Here is a 24,578-nt window from a genome sequence, read left to right as displayed (position 1 = left end):
TTGTCCGAAGAGACAGGCAGATGGAAAGAAAACGGCGAAACATGGCGACGGCTGAAAGTCACGTTTCCGGACTCTTGTCACTTTTCACGGTGCGGCGGGAACCAGCCCGGCGCGCTATCTTGCCTGCTCCTGAGTCTCGCCTTGTCTCTTCTTCTGCCCACGGATCGTCGCCGCCGCGCACGCTGCGCCGAGCAACGCGCATGCTGCGGACGTCAACGCAACCGCTCGCAAGCCCGCATCGATCGCTTCCGCCTGCGCCTCGAGCATGCGCGCGGGCACGGCGTGTGCGCCCGCCAGCGTCGACGTGTCGGGTTCGAGCAGTTGCCCCGTGCGATGCAGGTCGGGCGGAATGTTCAGCCGTTCGAGGCGCATCGCGAGCGCCGCGCCATGCGACCACATGAACACGATGCCGAGCACGGCGATTGCCAGCAGGCTCGCGATGCGCGCAACGGCATTGTTGATGCCCGACGCGACGCCCGCGCGCGTGGCGGGAACGACCGTCATCACGGTCGTTGTCAGCGGAGCCACGGTGATCGTCATGCCGAGGCCGAGCACGACGAGCCCAGGGAAAAAGCTGGTCCAGTAGGTTTCGCGATCCGTCTCGAAGAGCGCAGGCAGCGCGAGCAGTGTGAAGCCGACAGCCGCGATCAATGGGCCGACGGTCAATAACGCGCGCGGCCCGAGGCGCGTCGCGAGCCCGCCTGTGAAGCGCGACAGAGTGCCCATCACGACGGGCAAGGGCAACAGCGCCGCGCCAGCTTCCGTCGCCGAGTACCCGTGCGCGCGAATCAGCGTGAACGGAAGAAAGAACAGCGCGCCACTGAGCCCGAAGTACAGCAGCAACGTGACGAGGTTCGCGCCGCTGAAGTCTCGCGAACGAAACACGTCGAGCGGCATCATCGGGTCTTCGCTGCGCGCTTCGATCGCGATGAAAACCGCGCAGACCAGGATTCCGGCGACGATCGAACCGATCACTGTTTCATCGTTGAAGCCATGCGAGGAGGCGCGCGTGAGGCCGTACGTGAGCGCGCCGAACCCGGCAGCCGCCGTGAGCGCGCCTGCCCAGTCAAGACGACGCGTGGCACCTTCGTTGCGGCTGTCCGGTACCGACCACAGCGCGAGCGCGATCGTCGCGGCCGCGAGCGGCACGTTCAGATAGAAGATCGCGCGCCACGAGAATGCATCGACCAGCCAGCCGCCCGCGACGGGACCTACGGCCGACATGACCGCGCCAACGCCGGCCCATGTGCCGATCGCACGGCCGCGCTCGCGCTCGTCGAAAACCGCGCCGATGATCGCGAGGCTGCCCGGCACAAGCAGCGCCGCGCCGACGCCTTGCACTGCGCGCGCGCCGATCAGCGCGCCGGAGCTGGGTGCCAAGCCGCACGCCACCGACGCTGCGGTGAACAACCCGATGCCCGCAATAAATATCGTGCGCCGCCCAAGCTTGTCGCCCATCGCTCCCCCCACCAGCACCAATGAGCCGAGCAGCAACAGGTACGCATTGACGATCCATTGCATCGCCGCGACGTCCCCGCCGAGTTCCCTCTGGATCGACGACAGCGCGACGTTGACGACCGAGCCGTCGATGAAGGCCATGCTGGAGCCGAGAATCGTCGCTGCGAGGGCGAGCCGCTTGCGGTGACACGGGCGATCGCCGGCGGGTTGCGCGAGAATCGCCAGACCGTCGCAGGGGGCGGCCTGAGCGGCGAACGCATGCCGCTCGTTGCGAGTTTTTTGGAGAGGCGGGGCGGCGTGATCGGCCATCAGACGTGTCCACTCGTTGCGGGCTGTCAACTATGTGATGGACAAGCAAAGCCGTCGGCCGTTCAGTGCGGGCTGAACGCGTTTGGGAAGTTGCGGCTTGGCCGTTGCAGAAAGCTGCCGGTCAGTGCGTTGGCACACTATACGCAGACTCGCGTAAGAACCATCGAACGTATTGAGTCTGACACTAAGCGGCAATCGATCTGTCACCCTCGCGTAGGCCTCGCTAATCGCTGTCGCACAATATTCAGAACGGCAGCAACGCGACGAAGATTTCGCGGATGGGTCGGCCCCAATCCGCGAAACCACAGCATCGACCTGCGCGTTAGTGACCGCTATCAGCGTTGCATTGAGGCAGGTGGCCACACGTGCCTTGTCCCCACCGGGTCAAATTGCCACTCGCACCGTTGCTCCCGGATACACCACCATACCCGGACGAGTCGCGAGACGCACTGGAAGATGCGCTGGCGCTGGTAGTGGTCGATGACGATTGAGCATCTTGCTGCGGGGACGTGTCCTGCGCTTGAGCGACGCCCGCCAACGAGAAAGCGCCCACGACCACCGCGGGCACGAGAAACGTTGTCTTCATGGCTTACTCCTTCAATTCGAAATCAGGTTTCAGGTTTTGCGCCCGCTTTCACATACGCAATGGGCGAAGCGTCCGGCACGCGCGCCAGGATGGCCGCTGCCAGCAACTCCGACTGCTGCGGGGGGAACCGGTTGCGGGAACGTTCTTTCTGGCTTTACCGGATGTATGGAAGAAGCTAACGCGGCAAATCCGCGAGTGGCGTTCGAGACGACAGGAGCATCCGAAGAACCGCCAAAGGGCCGGTAGGCCCGGTACGCAAAGAGAAAGCGCACGTCTTTACCCTATATCATCGCCCGGCAAAGGCTACTAAGTCTTTTGTAATATACGGGTTCACGATTCGCATTCGATACGGGGGTCACGCACTTTCTTTCGATTCGGCGAGCAATTACTCACGATTGAGTTTTATTGTTCTCCGACTTCGAACCGCTCTGCGCATAGAACGATGAGTAGATACATAAATCTCGAAGCGCGATTCCGTTGTTCATCCACGGTAATGAATCGGATAGTCGACGTTTCTTCATTGCGTATGTCCCTCTGCCATAGCGGCAGGCAAGTCGCAGACCACCGACATTGGCCATGTCCTTCACTCCCATGCGGCATCCCGCGACCGTTTTGCACAATGCGTGATGCAAAGAAGCATCGGCGCGATTTTCGATGAGGCGCAAAGCCTGGTAGCCGCTACAACCCCCACCTTAGCGACGGCGTATGCACGGGGCTATCCCAATGCCGCGTCATTTCATCGTCCAACACGCACAAGCTGATCGACGCACCCGCCATTTCCAGCGAGGTCGTTAGCGAACCGACCTGCACGCGCGAGATTTTCAGATCGCGCTGCTGCAACCATAAACGCGCGGAATTGAACAGCAGGTACAGTTCGCCGAGCGGCGTACCGCCCAACCCATTGATCAAGACCAGCAACTCCGAGTTGCTCCCTGGTTTCAGATCAGCGACGATCGCCGTCAGCAGTTCTTCCGCAATAGCATCGGCCGCGGCAAAACGCGCACGTCGCCGCCCAGGTTCGCCATGAATTCCGACGCCCACCTCGATTTCATCGTCGCCGATCTTGAACGTCAGCGTGCCCGCCGCGGGCACCGTGCAACTGGAAAACGCAACACCCATTGACGCCGTATGCTTGTTGATCCGGTCGCCGAACGCCTTGCATTGCTCGAGATCAGCGCCACTTTCTGCAAGGCTGCCCACCATCTTCTCGACGATCACGGCACCCGCCACGCCGCGCCGCCCCGTCGTGTAGCTGGAATTTTCGACTGCGACATCGTCGTTGATCAGCACCATCGCATTCGGCAACTCCGACATCTCAGATGCCATTTCGAAGTTCATGAGATCGCCGGAATAGTTCTTCACGATGAAGAGCGTCCCCGCGCCCGTGTCGACGGCCTGGGCGGCCGCCATCATCTGATCGGGCGTCGGCGACGTGAAAACCTGGCCAGGGCACGCAGCATCCAGCATCCCGTAACCGACAAAGCCGCTATGCAAAGGCTCGTGTCCCGAGCCTCCGCCCGAAATCAATGCAACCTTGCCGGTCTTCAGCGTCTTGCGCCGAACGAATACGGGCTCCTGGTTGAGTGTGACAAGATCGCTATGCGCGGCGGCGAACCCAGCGAGGCTCTCGGTCAGGAAGTCGTCGACGTGATTGATAAATTTCTTCATGGCTACGCTCCTTTCATTCTCTGTCCTGCGCGAGCCGCGCGCACACCGCCTCGATCATCAACTGGCTTGACCGCGCGCCCGGATCAATGTGGCCACGCGAGCGCTCGCCGAGAAACGACGCGCGTCCTTTTGTGGCCAGCATGTCGCGTGTGGCGAGCATGCCCGTTTCGGCGACCTGCGGCAACGCATCGAGCACGGTTTCCGGAGCCGCGTCGTCGTCAGCCAGTTCCGCAAAGCGCGACGCTACAGGGATCAGCACGTCCATCATCGTCTTGCTGCCGATGCCGGCCTTGCCGCGCTGAGTAACGGCATCGACACCTGCCGCGAAGATACGTGCCGCATCCTCGACGCTCATCGGGCCCGCGTTTTCCGATGCCTTCGCCATGCCGTGCAGCAACGAAAAGAACAACGGCCCCGACGAACCGCCAACCGTCGACAGCAGTTTGGACGCGGCGAGCTCCAGCGCGGGCGCAAATGCCTCGGCCTCGATGTCGGCGCGCATGGCGAACAGCGCATCGGCGCCCCGCAACAGGTTGAAGATATGATCGCCGTCGCCGATCTGCTGATCGAGCACTGCGATCTCGTCGGTGTGTTCTTTCAGCGCGGCATGCGCTGCCTCGATGCACACCATGACCGTTTTCCCGTTCATGCCGGAATCCTCCTGCCGTCGGAGCGGAAATAGAGAAGGCTGCGCGGCGGCAGCGATACGCCGACCGTTTGCCCTGGCGCGAAGTTGCGCTCGGTCATCGTTGTCGCGACGATTGCGGTGCCGTCGCGGTCCAGAATCAACAAATGCCGAAGCGGCGAATACTCGAGCACGCGAAGGTTGAGCACGTCACGCGTATCAGGCGCGTGCAGCACAATATCTTCTGGACGGATCGCGACCGTCGACGTACCCGCGGGCATCGCGGAAGGATCGAACAATCCGGCCGGCAGCAAGTTGATCGGCGGCGAGCCGAGACGTTGCGCCGCGCCTAGCGAAGCCGGATTGCCATACACCTCGCGCGGCGCGCCCATCTGCACGATGCGGCCGTGTTCGAGTATGCCGATGCGATCCGCAAGCGTCGTGGCTTCGACCTGATCGTGCGTCACGTAGATGATCGTCGCACCAATCGTGCGATGCAGCCGCTTCAGTTCGATCCGCAGCTCCTCGCGCAACTTTGCGTCGAGCGACGACAGCGGCTCGTCCATCAGAAATACTTTAGGCTGCCGCACGAGTGCGCGTCCGATGGCCACGCGCTGCATCTCGCCGCCCGATAGGCGTGTCGCGAGGTTGCCCAGCTTCGACTCGATATGCAGCATCTGCGCGACCGCCTGCACACGCGCGGCAACTTCCGCTTCGCTGACGCGCCGGCGTGGGGAACGCAACGGAAACGCCAGGTTGCCGAATACGGTCAGATGCGGATACAGCGAATACTGCTGAAAAATGAAGGCGACGTCGCGGTCCGCGGGATGCATATCCGTCGCAGCTTCACCGCCGATGAAGATCTGGCCATCGTCGGGCCGTTCGAGACCGGCGATGAGCCGCAACGTGGTGGTCTTGCCCGCGCCGCTCGGGCCGAGCAACACGACGAACTCCCCCTCCTTCACGTCGATCGATACATCATCTACTGCAACGATTTCGCCGAATCGCTTCGTCACTCCATTCAAGCGGATATCAGACATGAGCGCCTCCGTTGCCGTTTCCATTGACGGCCATCTGACGCGCAGCGCCGGGCAGCAGCTTGCCGCTCGCTGCGTCGTACAGAAGCGTGCGCTCCCTGCGAAACGACAGCCCGACCTGCGATCCCGCCGCCCGCCCATCGTCCTTCCCGACTCTCACACGCACAACGCCGAGCGCTGTTTCGACGACCAGGATCTGATGTGAGCCGAGATACTCGTCGGCGATCACACGTCCGCGCACCGCACCGCGCTCGTCGATCACGACATGCTCGGGCCGCACGCCCAGCAGCGCTTTCGCAGCAGACGCATCGGTGCGCGGCACGGACACGGCCATCCCGCCCAGCGATACCGATTCCGCGCCCGCGTCGACGCCGCCGTCCACGGCCAGAAAATTCATCGGCGGGCTGCCGATGAAACTGCCGACGAACACGGTCGCGGGAAAGTGATAGATCTCATGCGGCGACGCCGATTGCAGTACTTCGCCACCATTCATCACGACGATGTCGTCGGCCATCGCCATCGCTTCTCTTTGATCATGTGTGACATAGACAGTCGTTGCATTGAGCGCGTTGTGCAGCTTGCGCAATTCCAGGCACATCAGCTCGCGAAAGTCCGCGTCGAGCGTGCCGAGCGGCTCGTCCATCAGAAACGCCTTCGGATGCCGCACGATCGCGCGCCCCAACGCGACGCGTTGCCGGTCGCCGCCTGACAACCCGCCCGTCTTTCGTCCAAGCAGACTTTCGATCCGCAACATGCGCGCAGCCGCATCGACGCGGGACGCTATTTCAAGGCGCGTAATGCCCTCGTTCTTCAGCGGAAACGCGATGTTGTTACGCACTGTCATATGCGGATAGAGCGCGAACATCTGGAACACAAACGCAATGTCGCGTTGCCGGGCCCGCAATCCCGTCACATCCTCTCCGTCGATCAGGATACGGCCCGAAGTCGGCAGTTCGAGCCCCGCGATCATGCGCAATGTCGTCGTCTTGCCGCAGCCGGAAGGTCCGAGCAACACGACGAAACGACCGTTGCTGACAGTGAGATTCGTATCACGCACGGCCGTGAAGTCGCCGAAGCGTTTATGAAGATTCGACAAAGCGATCGTCGACATGGCTCACTCCGGAAAGTGACTGGTCACGACGAAAGCCAGCGCGCCCACCAGAATCACGGGAAACGACCATGTGTAGAGATCGACGGCGAATGGCTGGACGAGCATCGCGATGCCGATGCCGATGAGCACGGTCGATGCGCCCTCACAATAGCGCCTGCGGAAAAGGCGACGGCGCGGTATGGTCGGTTGGAGTTTCATTTGCGCACCGCTCCAAAGGTGATGCCGCGCAACAGGTGCCTGCGCAACACGACTGTAAAGATCAGGATGGGCAGCACGAACAGCGTCGTGGCGGCCGCGACAGCCGGCCAGTCCTGGCCGCCCTCGCCAATGATGAACGGAATGAACGGCGGCATCGTTTGCGCGTCGCCGCTTGTCAGCAGCAACGCAAATGCGTACTCGTTCCAGGCGAAGATCAGGCAAAAGATGGCCGTCGCTGCGATGCCCGTAATCGCTTGCGGCAGCACGACCTTGACGAAAGCCTGCAGGCGCGTGTATCCGTCGACGAGTGCAGCTTCCTCGTACTCACGCGGAATTTCATCGATGAACCCCTTGAGCAGCCACACCGCCAGCGAAACGTTCACTGCCGTATACAGCACGATCATGCCCAGATAGCTATCGGCCAGGCCGAGCGCGCGGTACATCAGGTAGATGGGAATCGCGACGGCGATGGGCGGCATCATCCGCGTAGACAGGATGAAGAAAAGCAGATCGTCGGCGAGCGGGACCTTGAAGCGCGAGAAGGCATACGCTGCAAGCGTGCCGAGAAACACGGCAAGAAACGTCGAGCCGAAGCCGATCACGAGAGAATTGACGAAGCGCGGCAAGACTTTCGACGGCCCCGCAATCACCATATTGCGCTTGCGCACATCGCGGTCATACCAGGTCTGTGCGGGCGGCAAGCTCGCGATGAACTCCGGCGTCTGCCGCGAGCGGATCGTGAAGAGGTTCACGTAGCCCTCCATCGACGGCTGAAACAGGACGACGGGCGGATACGCAATCGCGTCTTCCTGCGTCTTGAAGCTGGTCAGGATGATCCAGACGATCGGCAGCGTCGCAATCAGTGCATAGGCGATTACGACGGCTGCGGCAAACGTCTTGCTTCGCGGAGATGCAGCCACCACCGACTGTTGAAGTGCAAGATCTGTCATCGCTGTTTCACCCGGTTGAGGGCTTTCACGTAGATGTTCGCGGCGCCGAACACGACGACGAACAGAATGATCGCGAGTGCGGACGAATAACCCGTCTGCCACTTCTCGAATGCAGCGCGCTTAAGCGTGATCGACACGGTTTCCGTCACCGAGCCCGGACCACCCGATGTCAGCAGGTTCACCATGTCGAACATCTTGAAGTTCTCGATACCGCGAAACAGGATCGCGAGCATCAGGAACGGCAGCGTCATCGGCAGCGTGATCGACCAGAACTGCCGCCACGGCGAAGCACGGTCTACTTCGGCTGCTTCATAGATGTAGTCCGGGATCGAACGCAGCCCCGCAAGACAGATCAGCATCACGTATGGCGTCCACATCCATGTATCGACCATCACGATGGTCCACGGCGCGAGGGGAACGTCGCCGATCATCTGGAATGAATTCGGCGCAATGCCCGTAAAGAAACCGACGATGTCGTTGAACAGGCCCGTTTGCGGTTGCAACAGAAAAGTCCAGAAGTTGCCGACGACGGCGGGCGAAAGCATCATCGGCAGCAGAATCAGCGTCGTCCAGAAACTATGGCCGCGAAACTGCCGGTTGATCAGCAGCGCGAGTCCGAAGCCGAGCAGAACTTCGAGCCCGACTGACCAGAACACGAAGCGCGCCGTCACCTGCATCGCGTACCAGATGTCTTCGTCGGTGAGGATGTCCGTGTAGTTGCCAATGCCGACAAACCGCGCGGGCACGCTCGGCATGTTCGACTTGAAGTTCGTGAACGACAGCCGCAATGCCCAGATCAACGGAAAGATGTTGATTGCGAGCAGCAGCACGATAGTCGGAAGAATGAACAGCCACGCGATAGTCCGGTCAGACAATCCGTGCAGGCGCGCGGCCGCGCGCGTCTGGGGTTTCGCCTGCAACCCTTCCGGAGGAAAAGGCTTGTTTGCCAACATGCCCGACTCCTTTTCTGCGCGGATCGGCAAGATCGGTCGGCCCGCCGGTCCGCGCGTTCATGTCTCTTTACTTTAGTTCTTCCCTTCCGCCTTGAAGACCTTGTTCCAGTCCTTGACCAGCAGATCGAGTGCTTCTTTCGCGTTGCCTTTGTCGGCAACCACATAGTCGTGCACGCGCTTTTGCATGTCGAGCAGCAACTCGGCATAGGCAGGCTCGGCCCAGAAGTCCTTCACGATCGACATCGATTTCAGGAACGCGGGCGCAAATGGCGCGCTTTTCGGAAAGTCCGGCGCATCCACGACTGACTTCGCCGCGGAATAGCCACCGAGCTGCCACCATTTCTTCTGTACGTCGGGCTGCGCAAACCACTTGATGTATTCGAGCGCATCTGCCTTGTGATCCGAATACGACACCACTGAAATGCCTTGCCCGCCAAGCTGCGTGAACTGCTGCACTTCCTTTGGATTGACGAAAAAGCCGATCTTGTCGCCGCCGACATTCGGGTCTTTGTACAGTCCAGGGAAGAACGCGAACCAGTTCATCTGCATCGCGACCTGCCCCGACTTGAAGGCATCGAGTCCTTCCTGCATGTAGGCGTTCGTCATGCCGGGCGCCGTGCAGCACTTGTAAAGCGCCTTATAGAATTCGAGCCCCTTGACGGCACCCGGTGAGTTCACGAAGCCGTCGAGGTGATACGGCTTCTTTGGATCCTGGTATTCGAAGCCAAAGTTGTAGAGCGTGTTGGTCACGCCCATTGTGATCCCTTCCGAGCCGCGTTCCGTAAAGATATACACGCCATACACAGTCTTTCCGTCGATCTTGCGTCCCTGAAAGAACTCGGCTGTCTGCCTGAGCTCGTCCATCGTGGTCGGCGGTTCGAGTTCACGCTTGTACTTCTGCTTGAACTCGGCGCGCAGCTCAGGTCGTGCAAACCAGTCTTTGCGGTACGTCCACCCCACGGCATCCGCCATCGCAGGCAGCGCCCAATAATTCGGCGAGTTCTTCGGCCATTCCGCATAGCCTACGACGGTCGCCGGCACGAAGTCCTTCATCGATATCCTGTTCTTGTCGAAGAAGTCGTTCAGCTTCACGTAGTGTCCATTGACAGCAGCACCACCGATCCACTGACTATCGCCGATGATGAGATCGCATAGCTTTCCATGGGAATTCAGTTCGTTGAGAAAGCGGTCTGCGTAGCTCGTCCACGGCACGAATTCGAACTTCATTGCAATACCGGTTTTTGCCGTAAAGTCTTTCGACAATTCGACGAGCGCATTGGCCGGGTCCCATGCTGCCCAACATAGCGTCAACTGCTTGCCTTGCGCGTGCGCTGCCGATCCGAAGCTTAGTCCCACCGACGCCAGGACCGCCGCGATTACCCTTGCTGACGTAAGACGTAACATGTGTCTTCTCCTTGTCTCTGTCGGGTCTCCAACCTGATGACAGTCAGCGCCCATGCGCCGGACGCTGTATTCGGCTCTGGCGGACTCAGCGAACCGTCCGCGTGTCGCGAGCTTCAGGCATGCGCATTCTCACGAAGATAAATACGGGTTTCGGGCGTCGGGATGGCGAGCACACCGCGCACGTCGTTCAGAAAGTTGATGGCGGCGAGCCCCGCCCAATGGACGATGCCGCGCACGTCCTGATCGAGGATGACGTCGATTGCCCGCTCTGATAGTTGGACCCGCGTGTCGGCCGTGCACTCGTGGCCGATCAGTACGACGCGCGCCTTGTCGCCCGATTCCTGCAACGTCGCCGCGATGCCGGAAATGCCGCCGCCCGTCACGTACACGCCGACGAGATCCGGGTGTCCGGCGATCAGTCCTTGCACGGCAAGACCGGCGCTGTCGTCGTCTTCGGCGAAATCGGGCTCGGTCAGCCAGCGCAGGTTGCGAAAGTCCTCTTCGAGAACCTGGGAGAAGCCAGTGCGCCGCTCAAGCTGATCGTGCAGACGCGACGATGCCGACAGCACGGCAACCGTGCCAATGCGAGAGCCGACAAAGCGCCCCATCAGCAGCCCCGCTGTTCGTCCAGCGATGCGGTTATCCACGCCAACGTACGCAGCGCGCGCACTCGACGGCAAATCCGAAAAAACCGTCACGACGGGCACATTTGCATCGGTCATGTCCTGAATCATCCGCTCGATCCACGGGTAATCGAGCGGCACGAGCACAAGCGCGTCGTAGTCGATCAGTTGCTGGGCGAGCGCCGTCGCGTCTCGCTGGGTGGACAGGTCGCAACGATAAAACGACGGGACGAGACGATGCTCGCGAAAAAAACTAGCCGAGAGCGCGATATCGCGCTCGACCTGATCGAGAAAGCGGGAGTTGATTTGCGGTAAGACGAACGCGACCCGGAACGAAGTGGTTTTCGCGGGCCGGCCGCGGCTCGCGCGCTCATCTCGCAGCGTCGCAAGCGCGAGATGAACGCGTTCGGCTGTTTCGGGGCGTACTCCGTGGTCGTCGCGAAGCACACGGTCCACCGTAGCGACGCTGACGCCGGCACGACGCGCAATCATCATACGTGTGGCCGGCATGGGTCTCCTCCAGCGCTGGCAAAGAGTCGTTTTGTTAACTCAAGATAGTTTTCCGCGTCTGAAATGCAAGCTTTTTTATGGCTTTAAATGCGTCATTTTTTTCTGGCGGGCGCCGGACAGATTCTCTGTATGCGCTTACTGTCGCTGCTCTTTCGGCATAACCGATCGCGTTGAGAGCATCGATTCAGATGACGTTCTCGATGGAGGAACGGGATTGAAATGGCAAGACGGCTAATCACATATCGTCATCCAATCAATTCGTCATCCTTATCGTATGGCGCTCCGATACGGCATGAGTCAGATACGTTTTCTAAAACGAGCGCGTGCGAAACAGTGCGGGCGTTGTTGAATGTCGAGAGCTATCCTGTGCATACAAAAAACTACGCACTTCACCTTCCAGTGGCGACGCCGGTGAGCGCAAATGCGTTCCCCCTTGCCAAACCAGCAAAACTGCACACTTAGTCCGCCAATCTTATTCGGCTGATGTCGTTTTCGGAACACAACTTCGCACCTACCGCGCCTAGCCATGTCTGGAGCGGCGGAATTATATAGGGTCATATCATTGGGCAGTCTGTGCCAGTATGATGGCCGCCATGGAAGTGCGCGGTTAGAAACGAATGAGCCGTAATGCGGGAAGGCGAACTTCCAAACTTCCGAACTTCCGCTCGGCGACAATTGCTCAGCCGACCCCGAGATCGGCAAGCTCCCTGATCGTCCGAACGCGAGCGAAATCAGGCAGTGCCTCGCAAATTCAACCAATCACTCCCGGGAAATTGGAAGGCGATCGGTAGAGACGATGCCTCGAACCCTCAAGGTCATGATTGTCTCAGCGGCACTCTTGCAGAATGCCTTGATCCACTCTTCATGGAGCACCTAGCCACCCACCGCGAGATCAGAGGCTGAGGCTACTAGACGCATGCGATTAGGTGAAGCGCCTTCGGGACCGGAAGCGTGAAATTAGCCCCACGCGACTGATAATAGGCACTCGAGCGGCTTATGCCTAACAGCCGGGCCTGCTGCGTCACCGGCAGGGCGTGATCACGATCGATCATCGCTTTACGCCCAGCAGTCCCGCCTTGCTGAGCGAGCTTTCTAAGAAATCGTTCTCCAACGTCAACTGTCCGATCTTCGCGTGCAACACCTTCACGTCGATTGGCGGTGCAGTTGGGGTCGCGTTGCCCGCGTCGAACACATCCGCAACCCGCTCCTGCAACTGCTTTTTCCAGTCCGTGATCTGGTTCGGATAGGCATCAAATTGCTGGGCCAACTCTGCCAGCGTCTTGTCGCCCTTGAGCGCCGCTAGTGCCACCTTTGCTTTGAATGCCGGTGAGTGTGTCCGTCGGTTTCGTTTCGTCATCTTCTGGTCCCTTGTCGCCGGCCATTATGACCGACTCACGCCCCGCCTTTTCCACTCAATGAACTGTCCGAATCTCCGGAGCCACCTCTCTAATCAGCGGCACCTTCGGCAACGAGGTCATAGACCTGTCTAGGGGAACGCTTCGCGCCGGAGATTCAGAAAGAAGGAAAGAGCTACCTGTTGAGTAGTCGCCATCGCGGCAACCGTGCCCTTGCCGACCGAGGATGGTGAAGCCGTGATTATCGATCTCCACGTGGCCGACGGCCAGCCGCCTGATGACATGAAAAAGTTGGAGGACATCGCTCGAACATCACGCGAGGCGCGTAGCCGGATGCACCCGGCTTCTTCGCCTCGCGTCACTCACCTTCAGCTGCACGAAAAGCTCGCCGCCGAGTTAACGCCGCCGCCCTTGTAACGCGCAACCTTCGGATACGGGCAAAGCGGCCGCGTACGCCCCGCACCCCAGTCGGCAGGCACTTCGCTGTTCGGTATCGCGTTGCTGGCGTCGCGCGCCGTCGCGATCACGCTGTCAGGTGCCTTGCCCTGCTCGACCCATGCAATCATCGGCGTCAACATATCGAACTGGTCTGCCGTAGGGCCGCCCGAGCAATGGTTCATACCCGCTACCGTATACAGCCGCGCGAAGTTGCTCGCATCGCCGCCGTTCGCGGCCATCAGCCGCTGATACCAGTTGGCCGTATCGTTCGATGAAAACACCGGGTCGCTCGTGCCGTGATAGACGATCAGCTTTGCGCCACGCTGCTTCAATGCGCTGAGATTGGTCTCGTCGGGCGGGGCCATGAACGACCATGACGATTCCGCGTACACGCCGCTCGTCGCGAAGATCTTCGGCGCGTCGTTGTCCATGCTGAAGTTCAGCGCATACGAAGACAACCCGCTCAGCAGTGATGCACTTTGCGGCGGGGTCGTGAACGTGAATGCGGCGGCGGCAGGATCGAGCGTGATCGAGTTGCTCTGCTTCCACTGCGCCCAGTTCGCGCCGTTTACGCCGACGTCATACGGGAAGCTCGCATAAAGCGCCGTGCCCGCGCTGTTGCGCGCCCCCGAGAACACATTGCCGATCGCATCCTTCTGTGCAGCCGTCAGACAGGTGCCGTCGCGCACGTTGCTGGAACACGTCGGCACGTCATTGGCGAGACTGAAGTTCGCCTGACATGCCTTGATGTCCTGCACCATGCCATCTGTCACGCCGTCGAGTGCATCGCACTTCGCAATGATCCGCGACGCCACCAGATGCCGCTCCGCTGCCGTAAAGCCGGTCGTGATGTCGGGCAAGCCGGTCGATGTGGTCGCGGTAGCAACCTTGGCGAACTGCTGCGCGCCCCACATTTCGCCAATCGCTGCCTTCGGCAGATGAAAGCCGGGATCGCCTGCAATGATGCCGTCGTACTGCGCCGATGATCTCGCGGCAGCGACCATCGCGTGCCGGCCGCCGTTCGAGCAACCGTCGAAGTAACTGCGATCGGGCGCCTTGCCATAGGCCGTCCTGATCGTCTGCTTCGCCATCGGCGTGAGCGTCGCGACGGCGTTGTAGCCGTAATCGATGCGTGCCTGCGGATCGAGACCGAATAGCGGATTCTGTGCCGACGCATGTCCCGCGTCCGAGCTGATGACAGCAAAGCCCATATTGAGCGCATCGTTGAGCGGACCGCCACCGCCGATTTCGCCCGTCGCCGTCACGACGTTGCCATCGAGCCCGCCATTGGCCTGATAGAAGAAGCGGCCATTCCACGCGATGGGCAGACGCATCTCGAAGCCGATCGCATACGTCTTTCCGTCGACGGGGCTCACGCGCTGGTTCATCTGCCCCTCGATCACGCAATGCCCGGCAATCGGCTTGCCCGCCACCTTCAGCGTGCCTGCGGGCACATCTGTCACGGACGTGAACGACGTGTTCGCGAACGACAGCTTCGCGGCGAGCGCCGCGCAACTCCCGATGAGCGTCGCAGGTGTCGCGGCGCTCAACTGCGGCAGCGCCGACGAAGTGGTGTTCGACGAGCCTCCGCAGGCGGCGAGCGTGGCCGACACGCATACAGCAATCGCAGACTTCTTCATCCCCGATATCTCCTAAAACGTGTGTTTGATGCCGACCATCACGCCCGTCTGTCCCATGCCCGCGCCGGGCGTCGTGCCGCCACCGCCGCCGCTCACCGAATAGCGTGCCTTTGCGCTGTTGGCGAGATACGCGGCCTGTGCGTACACGGAAGAGCGCTTGCTCAGCAGGTAAGTGGTACGCAGCGTACCCATCGTCGCGCGCGTATCGTGGTCGCTGTTGACGATGCGAAAGACTTCGCCGTCGATGAGAAACGCGGGCGTCACGAGATACGACGCGCCGATGAAGAAGAGGTCCGAACGCACATTCGGCACAGCGGGTGAATCGGTCACCACGCGACGCCCAAGCCAGCCCGCGCCCAGCTTCATGCCGGCGTATTGCGCATACGCGCTGACGTGCGTGCGCGCATCCTTGTCGGCGGCGTTGGTGAGTGGCGTGGGTGCCACGCCATCGAAGAAGTTGGCGGCTGCATTGGTGCCGCCGCGCTGCTCTTCGTACGACGCAGCAATGCCGAAGTACTGCGCGTCGTACTTGAGCATCACCGACCAGTCGCGGCACTCGGTTGCGTGACCGGGTACCGAGCCCGTGCACGTGCCCTGCCCCGGCGAGTTGCCCGTACCGGCCGAATCGCGTCCGAATGAATAGCCCGCGCCCAGCGTGAAGCCCTTGTAGCTGCCCATGTAGGTCACGGCATTGTCGGCGCGCGCGTTGGGCACGTATGCATCGAGCGACCCCATGCCGTAGATGTCCGGCCCGATGATGTCGGCGCCCTGCAACGCGAGGTAGGTCATCGTGTATTGCCGGCCGAACGCGACCGTGCCGTACGTCGCGCTCTTGAGGCCCACAAACGCCTGGCGCCCGAACAACCGGCCGCCCTGTCCCGAACTGCCGTCGCGGACGTTGAAACCGCTTTCGAGCGTGAATACCGCGCTATAGCCGCCACCCAGATCTTCAACGCCGCGCAATCCCCAGCGCGACGGCAATTCGCCTGTCACAGCAGGCATACGGAACACGTGGTCGCCGGCGGCATTCGCATGCGACACGTATTCGATGCCCGTATCGATGATGCCGTACAGCGTGACGCTCGATTGCGCAAAGGCGCTCGTCGCGAACGCGCAGAGCGCGCCGCACAGGGAAAGCCGGATCGTTGATGCGTGCATCTCGTTGTCTCCAAACGTCGTGTGTTGTTATCGAAAAGGGGATTCAGTCCGCCGCACGCGGACGGCGGATCAGCAGCAGCGCGGCGACGGCGGCGATCAGCGTGACGGGGATGCTCGCGCCGATCACCGTCGACGAACTGCGGCCCATCGCCAGCAACTGCCCTGCCGCGAGCGGCCCGACCACGGAGCCGATGCGGCCCACCGCCACCGCGGCGCCGACGCCCGTGCCGCGCATCGTCGTGGGGTAGAACACGGCGGCGAGCGCATAGAGCACCGATTGGCCGCCGATCACGAACATCCCGGCGAAGAAAGCCGAAACGGCAAGCTCCGCGAAACCCGGCGCAACCGACAAGGCCGCGAGCGACGCGATGATGCCGAGGTACATGCCCGACACGACCACGCCGCCGCGCAGCCGGTCCATCAACATGCCGATGAAGAGCGCGCCCAGGCCGCCGCCGATGTTGAAGAAGATCTGCACATAGCCGACTTCCGCACGCGCGAGACCGCGCGCCGCCATCAGCGACGGCAGCCAGTTGAGCAGGAAGTAGAGGACGATCAGCGTGCAGAAGTAGCTGATCCAGATTTGCAGAGTGGACAGACCGCGATTCGCGCCGAACAGCACTTCGCCGACGGGCGACGGTTGCGCGTTCGCTCCACGCGATGCTTTTCGGAACGCACTGGATTCAGGGAGGAAAGCGATCAGCAACGGCACGAGCACCAGTGGCCCCGCGCCGCCGACATAGAAGATATGCCGCCAGTCCGTGTCGCCGATGCTGATGATTCCAATGATCGATGCGATCACGCCGCCAAACGGAATGCCGCAATACATCACGCTCACGGCCGTATTGCGCGCTTTCGGCGACACCGCCTCCGACGACAGCGCAATCAGGTTCGGCAACGCGCCGCCAAGTCCCATGCCCGTCAGCACGCGTACGATCACCAGCATGCTGAAGCTCGACACCATCGCCGTCGCGATCGACAGCAGGCCGAAGACGCATGCCGACAGGATCAGCACACGCTTGCGTCCGATGCGGTCGGCGAGGCGCCCTCCGAACATCGCACCCGGCAGAAGTCCGAAGGTGCCGGCGCTGAACGCGATCCCCATCTGCGCAACGGTCAGTCCGAATTCACGCGCCATGCGCGGCGCCGCGACGCCGACGGATTGCAGGTCCAACCCTTCGAGCAGAGCGATCGCGAAACAGAGGCTCAATGTCATGAATACGCCTGTGCTCGCGGCGGGCTGCGTCGTGATGCTGTCTCCTGGCAGTGCAGTTCTCGTGGATTTCATCTCTGTCACCTGTTGTTGTGTCGGTTCTCGAACGATTTCAGCAGCTTTATATCAGGCAACCTGACATAAAGGCCGAAGAAAAGCGCGTTCGTGAGAACACGCTGGCCATCGTCGCGATGGAGCGCATTTAATATCAGGGCACCTGACAACGCAAGGTTAATGTCTTTGGTGAATACCCCAGGACGTGCAGGCATTCGGTGCGCATGTTGCCCTGTGAGCGCCGCACGAACGCGCTCCGTGCGTAAATTGCCGCTCGAAGCTTTGCCGCCCAGTTCCGCAACCAGGGGTTTTCACCGACGAACAGAAGATTGTTTATCAGGCAGCTTGATAATAGACTTCGTATCAGGCTACCTGATACAAGATGAAGCGTATCGGGTGACTTCAGAAACATCGCAACCATTGATGCGCGCAAGGCGCGCTGGAGCTACGAACATGGCAAGTTATGAGGATCGCTGGAAGACGGTCGACGTTAAAGTGCAAGAGGGCATCGCGTGGGTGACGTTCAATCGCCCGGAGAAGCGCAACGCGATGAGCCCGACGCTCAACAGCGAGATGGTGCAGGTGCTCGAAACGCTGGAACTCGACGCCGACGCACAGGTACTCGTCCTCACGGGCGCGGGCGACGCATGGACGGCGGGCATGGACCTGAAGGAGTATTTCCGCGAAGTCGACGCTGGGCCGGAAATCCTGCAGGAAAAAATCCGGCGCGATGCGTGCCAGTGGCAATGGAAGCTGCTGCGCATGTATTCGAAGCCGACCATCGCCATGGTCAACGGCTGGTGCTTCGGCGGCGGTTTCTCGCCGCTGGTCGCATGCGATCTCGCGATTGCCGCCGACGAAGCCGTGTTCGGCCTCTCCGAAATCAACTGGGGCATTCCGCCGGGCAATCTCGTCAGCAAGGCAATGGCCGATACCGTCGGGCATCGTCAGGCGCTCTACTACATCATGACGGGTGAAACGTTCACCGGGACGGAAGCCGCCGCGATGGGCCTCGTCAACAGGAGCGTGCCGCGCGAGCAGCTGCGCGCGGAGACGATGGCTCTCGCCGCGAAGCTGCTCGAAAAGAATCCCGTCGTGCTGCGCGTCGCGAAGCATGGTTTCAAACGCTGCCGTGAACTGACGTGGGAACAGAACGAGGACTATCTGTACGCCAAGCTCGATCAGGCGCAACTGCGCGATCCCGAGAACGGGCGTGAAGAAGGACTGCGGCAGTTCCTCGACCAGAAGTCGATCAAGCCCGGACTGCAGACGTACAAACGCGCCGACTGACACCCGGGACGCCCGGCCTTTCATCGCCCCGGGCGTGCGATAGAACAAAGGAGACAGTCATCGTGACGGAAGTGAGTATGCTGATTGGCGGCAAGGACCGCCTCGCCCCGAACGGCGCGACGTTCGAACGCCTGAATCCCGCGACGGGCAAACTGGCCTCGCGCGCACCCGCGGCCACGCTCGCCGACGCGGATGCGGCAGTCGAAGCCGCCGCAGCGGCTTTCCCCGCATGGTCGGCTCTGTCGCCCACGGAGCGTCGTATGCGCCTGCTGAAGGCAGCTGACATCATGGATGCGCGAACGAGCGCGTTCATCGAAACAGGTGTGGCGGAAACGGGTGCAATGGCGAACTGGTACAGCTTCAACGTGCATCTGGCGGCGAACATGCTGCGCGAAGCCGCCGCGATGACGACGCAGATCGACGGAAGCGTCGTGCCCACCGATATGCCCGGCAACCTTGCCCTTGCCGTGCGTCAGCCGTGCGGCGTGGTGCTCGGCATTGCGCCGTGGAATGCGCCCGTGATCCTCGGCACACGTGCAGTCGCGATGCCGCTCGCGTGCGGCAACACGGTCGTCCTCAAGGCGTCGGAAGCGTGTCCGGCGGTTCATCGGATGATCGGCAGCGTGTTGCAGGAAGCCGGTCTCGGCGACGGCGTGATCAACGTCGTGACGAATGCGCCCGACGATGCACCCGCTATCGTCGAGCGGCTGATCGCGCATCCCGCCGTCCGGCGCGTGAACTTCACGGGCTCGACGCACGTCGGCCGCATCATCGCGATGCATGCGGCGAAGCACCTGAAGCCCGCGTTGCTCGAACTCGGCGGCAAGGCGCCCGTACTCGTGCTCGATGACGCGGATCTCGACGCGGCCATCGAAGCCATCGCGTTCGGCACGTTCTTCAACCAGGGGCAGATCTGCATGTCGACGGAACGGGTGATCGCGCATCGCGCCATTGCGAATGCGCTCGTAGACAAGCTCGCCGACAAAGCGCGCAAGCTGGTCGCGGCAGAACCGACTGCGCCCGGCGCCGTACTCGGCGCGATGGTGAGCGTGCAGGCCGCACAGCGCGCAACGGCGCTCGTGCAGGACGCCCGCGATCACGGCGCGACAATCCACACGGCCGGCCCGACAGATGGTGCGATCATGCAACCGACGATCGTCGATGACGTGCGCCCCGAGATGCGGCTGTATGCGGAGGAATCTTTCGCGCCCGTGGTGACCGTGCTGCGCGTCGATAGCGACGACGAAGCGATACGGGTCGCGAACGACAGCGAGTTCGGCTTGTCGGCGGCCGTGTTCAGCCGCGACATTGCGCGCGCAATGCAGGTGGCGAAGCGTGTCGAATCTGGCATCTGCCATATCAACGGCCCGACTGTGCACGACGAAGCGCAGATGCCGTTCGGCGGCGTGAAGAGCAGCGGATACGGCCGCTTCGGCAGCAAGGCGTCGATTGCGGAATTCACCGATCTGCGCTGGATCACGATACAGACGGGCCCGCGTCACTACCCGATCTGACTTCGCCGGCGCAAGAAGGCCATTCACGCATACGAATCGAATTCGGGCATGCTTCGCATCAGGCGAAGACCTCGCGCCGGGCTCTGGCCTGCCGCGCGAGCGAGCCCACACAGGAGACAACAAGGTGAATTCCCAGCCGACGCAACCCGGTGCCGACAGAGAAACATCCACGCCGTATCGCGCGGTGCTGATCGGTTCGGCGCCCGTTCGCGTGCGCCGCGAGCACGACGTCTGGTACATGGAGTCGGGCGCCGCGCCCGGCGCCTATCCGAAGCGCTTGACGGACCGGCTCGCGAGCGGTGCGCAGGCGCATCCTGACCGATGGCTGGTCGCTCGCCGCAGCGCCCACGGCGAATGGCAAGGCATCAGCTATGCGCAGATGCTCACGCACGCACGCGCGATCGGACAGGCGCTGCTCGATCGCAACCTGTCGGCCGGGCGACCCGTCGTGATTCTTTCGGGCAACGATCTCGAACACATGATGGTCGCGCTCGGCGCGATGTGGGCGGGCGTGCCCTACGCGCCCATTTCGGCTGCATATTCGCTCGTATCCAGCGACTACGGCAAGCTGCGTCATACGCTCGATCTGCTCACACCGGGCCTCGTGTTCGCGACCGAAGGCGAGAAGTTCGCCAAAGCAATCGACGCAACCGTTGCCGACGGCATCGAACTGGTCACAGCTTCCGGTCCGAGCGGAGGACGCAACGCTACGCCGCTAGCGGAACTGCTCGCCACGGTACCCACGACGGTCGATGCCGCGCACGAGGCGATCGATCCCGATGCAATAGCGAAGTTCCTCTTCACGTCCGGCTCGACGATGCTACCGAAAGCCGTGCCGACGACCCATCGTATGTTGTGCAGCAATCAGCAGATGCTGCTCGACACGTTTCCCGAGTTCGCCGTCGAACCGCCTGTGCTGGTCGACTGGCTGCCGTGGAATCATACGTTCGGCGGCAGCCACAACGTCGGCATTGCACTCTACAACGGCGGCACGCTGTATATCGACGACGGCAAGCCCGTCGGGAAGAAGTTCGACGAAACACTGCGCAATCTGCGGGACATCGCTCCGACCATCTACTTCAACGTGCCAAAGGGTTGGGAAGAACTGACGAGCGCTCTAGAAACTGACGCGCAGTTGCGCGAGACGTTCTTCTCGCGCGTGAAGGTGTATTTCTTCGCGGGCGCGGGACTTTCGCAAGCGGCGTGGGATCGTCTGCAACGCGTCACCGAGCGCTTTTGCGGCGAGCGTATCCGCATCATGGCGGGCCTCGGCATGACGGAGACGTCGCCGTCGTGTCTGTTCACGACTGGCCCCGTACTCGGTGCGGGCTACGTCGGCGTGCCGGCGCCCGGCTGCGAAGTGAAGCTGGCGCCTGTGTCGGGCAAACTCGAAGCGCGCTTTCGCGGCCCGCATGTGATGCCCGGTTACTGGAGAGCGGACGATTCGAAGGCGGCCGCTCCGTTCGATGACGAGGGCTATTACTGCAGCGGCGACGCCTTGAAGTTCGTCGATCCGCAACGGCCGGAACTCGGCCTGATGTTCGACGGGCGCATCGCCGAAGATTTCAAACTCAGTTCCGGCACCTTCGTGAGCGTCGGACCGATGCGTGCAAGGGTCATTTCAGCGGGTGCGCCTTATGTGCAGGATGTGGTCGTGACCGGCCTGAATCGCGACGACGTCGGGCTGCTCGTTTTTCCGCGACTCGATGATTGCCGACGGCTCGCACAATTGACTACGTCCGCGAGCGCATTGGAGATCATCGGCGCACCCGCCGTGCGCGCATTCTTCGCTGACCTGCTTGACCGGCTGAACCGCGATTCGACGGGCAGCGCGACGGCGATTGCACGCCTTCGAGTGCTCGATGTCGCGCCGTCGCTCGACCTCGGCGAGATCACCGACAAAGGATCGATCAACCAGCAGGCCGTGTTGACGCATCGCGCAAAGCTGGTTGAGGCAATGCACGATGCGCAGCGCCACGATGCTGCCGTGATCTACGCGTCGCATTGCAGGTTATGAAAGCGCCGGGCACGGTGGATCGGCCGAACGACGCGGTAACATGGCGTCTTCCACGACAGCAGCAGACCAATCTGATGACGGGCAAATCTCCCACGAAAGCATTGAGCGTCCCAAAAGCAACACCCGCGACGGCGGCTCGTCAGCGCGCACCCTCGGCAAGACGCAAGGCGGCGGCACGTCCCCGGCTGACCTATCTGATCGGCAGCCTCGACAGAATCCTGCGCCGCAAGATGACGGATGCGCTCGCACCGCTCGGCCTGACGCTCGCGCAGTTCACCGCGCTATCCGTGCTGGAAGCGCGGGGCGAGGCGTCAAACGCGCAATTGGCCGAGCGGTCTTTCATCACGCCGCAATCGGCTAACGAAGTCATGAGCGTCATGGCGTCGCGCAACTGGATCACGCGCGAGCCCGACCCGAATCATGGACGCATCGTCGTGCTGCGTCTAACGGACGAAGGACGGGAGGTGCTCCATCGCTGCATGGCGACGGTCCATGTTCTCGAGGCCCAGATGCTCTCAGGTATAGAGCCACGTGACGCGTTGGCTGCCCAAGGAATGCTGGAACTGTTCGTCCGCAATCTGCGCGGATAACGAATGATCCCGAGTCAACCACATGTCCACAAGCAAACGATTGGGTAGTCACACCTACCTTGTTCACAAAAATGGATCGGTCGAGAGCTTAAAGGTCTCCTGCCGATGCGGCCGCAATCCGAAGGCACGCCAGATCCGCGACACGGCTGTCTGCGACATTCCCATTTCGCGGGCCATTGTGCACGTGCTCCAGTGAGTCGCGCCCGTGGGTACAAATTCGAGCGTGCGTGCGACGACCGCCTCCACCCGCGTGTCCACGATCGTCCTCGGTGCTACGGGTGCGGTGCATCGAGCAAGCCGTCCACCCGGTGATTGATGAATTGCGAACGCCACTCGAATCCCTCGGCCACGCCTGGTTCCTTTGGCGCTGCACCGACGTTGGCGCCCGCACCGTCGTTGCAGTGCGTCCCGATCGCGGCGATCCGAACTGGTATCGGGGCCCGCCGTATGTCGCAACGGAAGAGGTGTTCGACGAACGCCAGATCGAGAGTTGCCGCCTGACTGAGGGTAACGCGCTGCGTGCGGCTGTCGAAGAAGCCGATACGCCAGGCCACCCCGGTTACTCCCCCCATGACATCGTCAATCGCATGATGCGCGCCCTTATGTGAAGGCGGCCTCCCGTCTTCACATAAGGGCGTGCTGCGCTTCGATCGACGCGCACCCGACGGCGAAATCCTCATCCGTACGCCGCTCCTCGAGCGGGTGATCAATGGTTCGTACTGCTATATCTGCCGTTCCCACAGACGTTCGACAAATTGCCGGAGTGGGATTTCATCACCTTGCCGATCGCGACGGTCGTGGACGTGCGCACACGCGCAAAGTGCCAAACTTGAGGCAACCGATCCGGACATAGGCTGGGCGATCGTCTGGCCTGGCAGCATATCTCTCGAGTTCATCTCGGCGTTAGTCTCGCACGGCCGCCGGCGGGGGGCGCGCGGGCACCGGTTCATATCATGCCGGTTGCCAACGCGATCGAGTCGACGTTCGCGCCTGTACCAACCTTCCTCGGATCGAATCGTGGGCGATATCCCTGCGACATCGAGAACAATCATCGAGCGCAGATACACAGCAGTTGCGTAGCGATCGAACGGCACCGCCCGACGCTGCCTGCCATCAGATGACCGGCGTCGCCGGTAGCAATGTCAAGCGGCTGCAGAAGTGGCGGGAAGCTCAAGCCGAGCTTTACTCAGATGCGCCGAAGAACATTCTCATAAAGACATTGCTTAAAACCGCTTCGGCCGAAGCACCCGGCAGGTCATTGGGCATCGTCATGGCGAAGTAGAGGACGCCATCCAGCAACGCGATGGTGGCAAGCGCGTGGTGGGCCGGAGAGCCTGGCAGCTGCACGTTAACGCGCTTGCTGAACTGCTCGATCAAGGACGCGATCAGGTCGCGCTTTTCCAGGCACAGGGCGTTTATGCGTTCCCGGAATTTCGCGTCACGCATGGCGTGCAGACGTGCCTCGGCCCAGATGACGTAGTGGTTGTCGTCCCGATAGCATCGGGCGTACAACGAGGTGAGCTGCTTGTGCATGTCTTCGGTGGACGCGGCGTCTAGCAGCTTCTGTAACTGTTCCCGGATGTACTGGTGATCCAGGCGGAGCAGTTCGATGAACAGGTCGCTCTTGCTGTCGAAGTTCGAGTAGAACGCGCCGCGAGAATAGCCGGCCTGAGCCGCGATGTCCTCCACGCTGGTCGCGGCCAGCCCTTTCCTGGCAATGCTCAAGGCCGCTGCGTCGAGCAAACGGCAGCGAGTCTGTTCGCGATGTTCTTCGCGCGTCAATCGTTTGCGTGGCATGTGAGAAGGTGTTCGGCCATCTGGGACATGGGTTTCGTTGCGCTATTGGATCTGGACGTCCGGTCCTGCAATGCAAGCCG

Annotated in this window: 19 protein-coding genes and 2 pseudogenes; 5 read left to right on the top strand and 16 right to left on the bottom strand. The window is 61.6% G+C overall.

Translation table 11 applies throughout. From position 1 onward, the window contains the following. Positions 1-114: 114 nt before the first annotated feature. The 14 genes and pseudogenes from BMW76_RS20180 to mhpT all read right to left on the bottom strand — a co-directional run bounded on the left by BMW76_RS20180 (position 115) and on the right by mhpT (position 17,311). The gene (locus BMW76_RS20180; RefSeq protein ID WP_090868209.1) at positions 115-1,767 is read right to left on the bottom strand and encodes an MFS transporter; all 1,653 of its coding nucleotides are present in this window, start codon (positions 1,765-1,767) and stop codon (positions 115-117) included. A 1,264-nt stretch (positions 1,768-3,031) separates the two neighbouring features. Then, positions 3,032-4,021 (bottom strand): dihydroxyacetone kinase subunit DhaK, encoded by a 990-nt coding sequence (gene dhaK / locus BMW76_RS20170; RefSeq protein WP_090868205.1) that lies wholly within the window; start codon positions 4,019-4,021, stop codon positions 3,032-3,034. Between the two features lie 13 nt (positions 4,022-4,034). Beyond that, entirely contained in the window at positions 4,035-4,670 is a 636-nt protein-coding gene (gene dhaL, locus BMW76_RS20165) for a dihydroxyacetone kinase subunit DhaL (RefSeq protein WP_090868203.1), read from the bottom strand. Continuing rightward, entirely contained in the window at positions 4,667-5,686 is a 1,020-nt protein-coding gene (locus tag BMW76_RS20160; RefSeq protein WP_090868201.1) for an ABC transporter ATP-binding protein, read from the bottom strand. The genes dhaL and BMW76_RS20160 overlap by 4 nt, the downstream gene beginning before the upstream one ends. Beyond that, entirely contained in the window at positions 5,679-6,794 is a 1,116-nt protein-coding gene (locus BMW76_RS20155; RefSeq protein WP_090868199.1) for an ABC transporter ATP-binding protein, read from the bottom strand. The genes BMW76_RS20160 and BMW76_RS20155 overlap by 8 nt, the downstream gene beginning before the upstream one ends. A gap of 3 nt (positions 6,795-6,797) precedes the next feature. Next, a complete protein-coding gene (locus BMW76_RS20150; RefSeq protein WP_090868197.1) occupies positions 6,798-6,992 on the bottom strand; it encodes a hypothetical protein in 195 nt (64 codons plus the stop codon). Next, complete coding sequence (locus BMW76_RS20145) at positions 6,989-7,942, bottom strand: carbohydrate ABC transporter permease (RefSeq protein ID WP_090868195.1); 954 nt, start codon at positions 7,940-7,942, stop codon at positions 6,989-6,991. The genes BMW76_RS20150 and BMW76_RS20145 overlap by 4 nt, the downstream gene beginning before the upstream one ends. Continuing rightward, positions 7,939-8,895 carry a carbohydrate ABC transporter permease gene (locus tag BMW76_RS20140; RefSeq protein ID WP_090868193.1) on the bottom strand — a complete coding sequence of 319 codons (957 nt, stop codon included), beginning with the start codon at positions 8,893-8,895 and terminating at the stop codon, positions 7,939-7,941. Before BMW76_RS20140 ends, BMW76_RS20145 begins: the two co-directional genes overlap by 4 nt. A gap of 72 nt (positions 8,896-8,967) precedes the next feature. Then, a complete protein-coding gene (locus BMW76_RS20135) occupies positions 8,968-10,299 on the bottom strand; it encodes an ABC transporter substrate-binding protein (protein ID WP_090868192.1) in 1,332 nt (443 codons plus the stop codon). Between the two features lie 113 nt (positions 10,300-10,412). Then, complete coding sequence (locus tag BMW76_RS20130) at positions 10,413-11,432, bottom strand: LacI family DNA-binding transcriptional regulator (protein WP_177200433.1); 1,020 nt, start codon at positions 11,430-11,432, stop codon at positions 10,413-10,415. Between the two features lie 965 nt (positions 11,433-12,397). After that, a pseudogene (locus BMW76_RS20125) lies at positions 12,398-12,789 on the bottom strand (transposase); the annotation flags it as partial. Positions 12,790-13,155: 366 nt separating this feature from the next. Next, a complete protein-coding gene (locus BMW76_RS20120) occupies positions 13,156-14,865 on the bottom strand; it encodes a tannase/feruloyl esterase family alpha/beta hydrolase (RefSeq protein ID WP_090868189.1) in 1,710 nt (569 codons plus the stop codon). Between the two features lie 12 nt (positions 14,866-14,877). After that, positions 14,878-16,023 carry a porin gene (locus tag BMW76_RS20115; protein ID WP_090868187.1) on the bottom strand — a complete coding sequence of 382 codons (1,146 nt, stop codon included), beginning with the start codon at positions 16,021-16,023 and terminating at the stop codon, positions 14,878-14,880. A 43-nt stretch (positions 16,024-16,066) separates the two neighbouring features. Then, positions 16,067-17,311 (bottom strand): 3-(3-hydroxy-phenyl)propionate transporter MhpT, encoded by a 1,245-nt coding sequence (mhpT, locus tag BMW76_RS20110; RefSeq protein WP_090868185.1) that lies wholly within the window; start codon positions 17,309-17,311, stop codon positions 16,067-16,069. Positions 17,312-17,743: 432 nt separating this feature from the next. Here mhpT and BMW76_RS20100 point away from each other — a divergent pair, with 432 nt between their 5' ends. The 4 genes from BMW76_RS20100 (at position 17,744) to BMW76_RS20085 (ending at position 22,701) form a co-directional block, all read left to right on the top strand. Then, positions 17,744-18,580: a p-hydroxycinnamoyl CoA hydratase/lyase gene (locus tag BMW76_RS20100; RefSeq protein WP_090868181.1), complete on the top strand. Its 837-nt coding sequence runs from the start codon at positions 17,744-17,746 to the stop codon at positions 18,578-18,580. Positions 18,581-18,642: 62 nt separating this feature from the next. Further along, on the top strand, positions 18,643-20,094 hold the full coding sequence (locus BMW76_RS20095; protein WP_090868179.1) for an aldehyde dehydrogenase: 1,452 nt from the start codon (positions 18,643-18,645) through the stop codon (positions 20,092-20,094). Positions 20,095-20,218: 124 nt separating this feature from the next. Then, on the top strand, positions 20,219-22,111 hold the full coding sequence (locus tag BMW76_RS20090) for a feruloyl-CoA synthase (RefSeq protein ID WP_090868177.1): 1,893 nt from the start codon (positions 20,219-20,221) through the stop codon (positions 22,109-22,111). 74 nt (positions 22,112-22,185) lie between these two features. After that, positions 22,186-22,701 carry a MarR family winged helix-turn-helix transcriptional regulator gene (locus tag BMW76_RS20085; RefSeq protein ID WP_090868334.1) on the top strand — a complete coding sequence of 172 codons (516 nt, stop codon included), beginning with the start codon at positions 22,186-22,188 and terminating at the stop codon, positions 22,699-22,701. A gap of 72 nt (positions 22,702-22,773) precedes the next feature. Here BMW76_RS20085 and BMW76_RS41890 read toward each other — a convergent pair. Beyond that, positions 22,774-23,033, bottom strand: a pseudogene (locus BMW76_RS41890) (IS630 family transposase); the annotation flags it as partial. Here BMW76_RS41890 and BMW76_RS41885 point away from each other — a divergent pair. After that, the gene (locus BMW76_RS41885) at positions 23,010-23,309 is read left to right on the top strand and encodes a hypothetical protein (protein ID WP_245763292.1); all 300 of its coding nucleotides are present in this window, start codon (positions 23,010-23,012) and stop codon (positions 23,307-23,309) included. The pseudogene BMW76_RS41890 and the gene BMW76_RS41885 overlap by 24 nt on opposite strands. 574 nt (positions 23,310-23,883) lie before the next feature. On the opposite strand, the gene BMW76_RS20070 is transcribed toward BMW76_RS41885, so the two are convergent. Continuing rightward, entirely contained in the window at positions 23,884-24,498 is a 615-nt protein-coding gene (locus BMW76_RS20070; RefSeq protein WP_090868174.1) for a TetR/AcrR family transcriptional regulator, read from the bottom strand. Between the last annotated feature and the right edge of the window lie 80 nt (positions 24,499-24,578).

This window comes from Paraburkholderia diazotrophica (assembly GCF_900108945.1).
In the GTDB taxonomy this organism is placed as follows: Bacteria; Pseudomonadota; Gammaproteobacteria; order Burkholderiales; family Burkholderiaceae; genus Paraburkholderia; species Paraburkholderia diazotrophica.
Note: the sequence above shows the minus strand (reverse complement) of the source record. Positions and strands in the feature narration are given on the sequence as shown.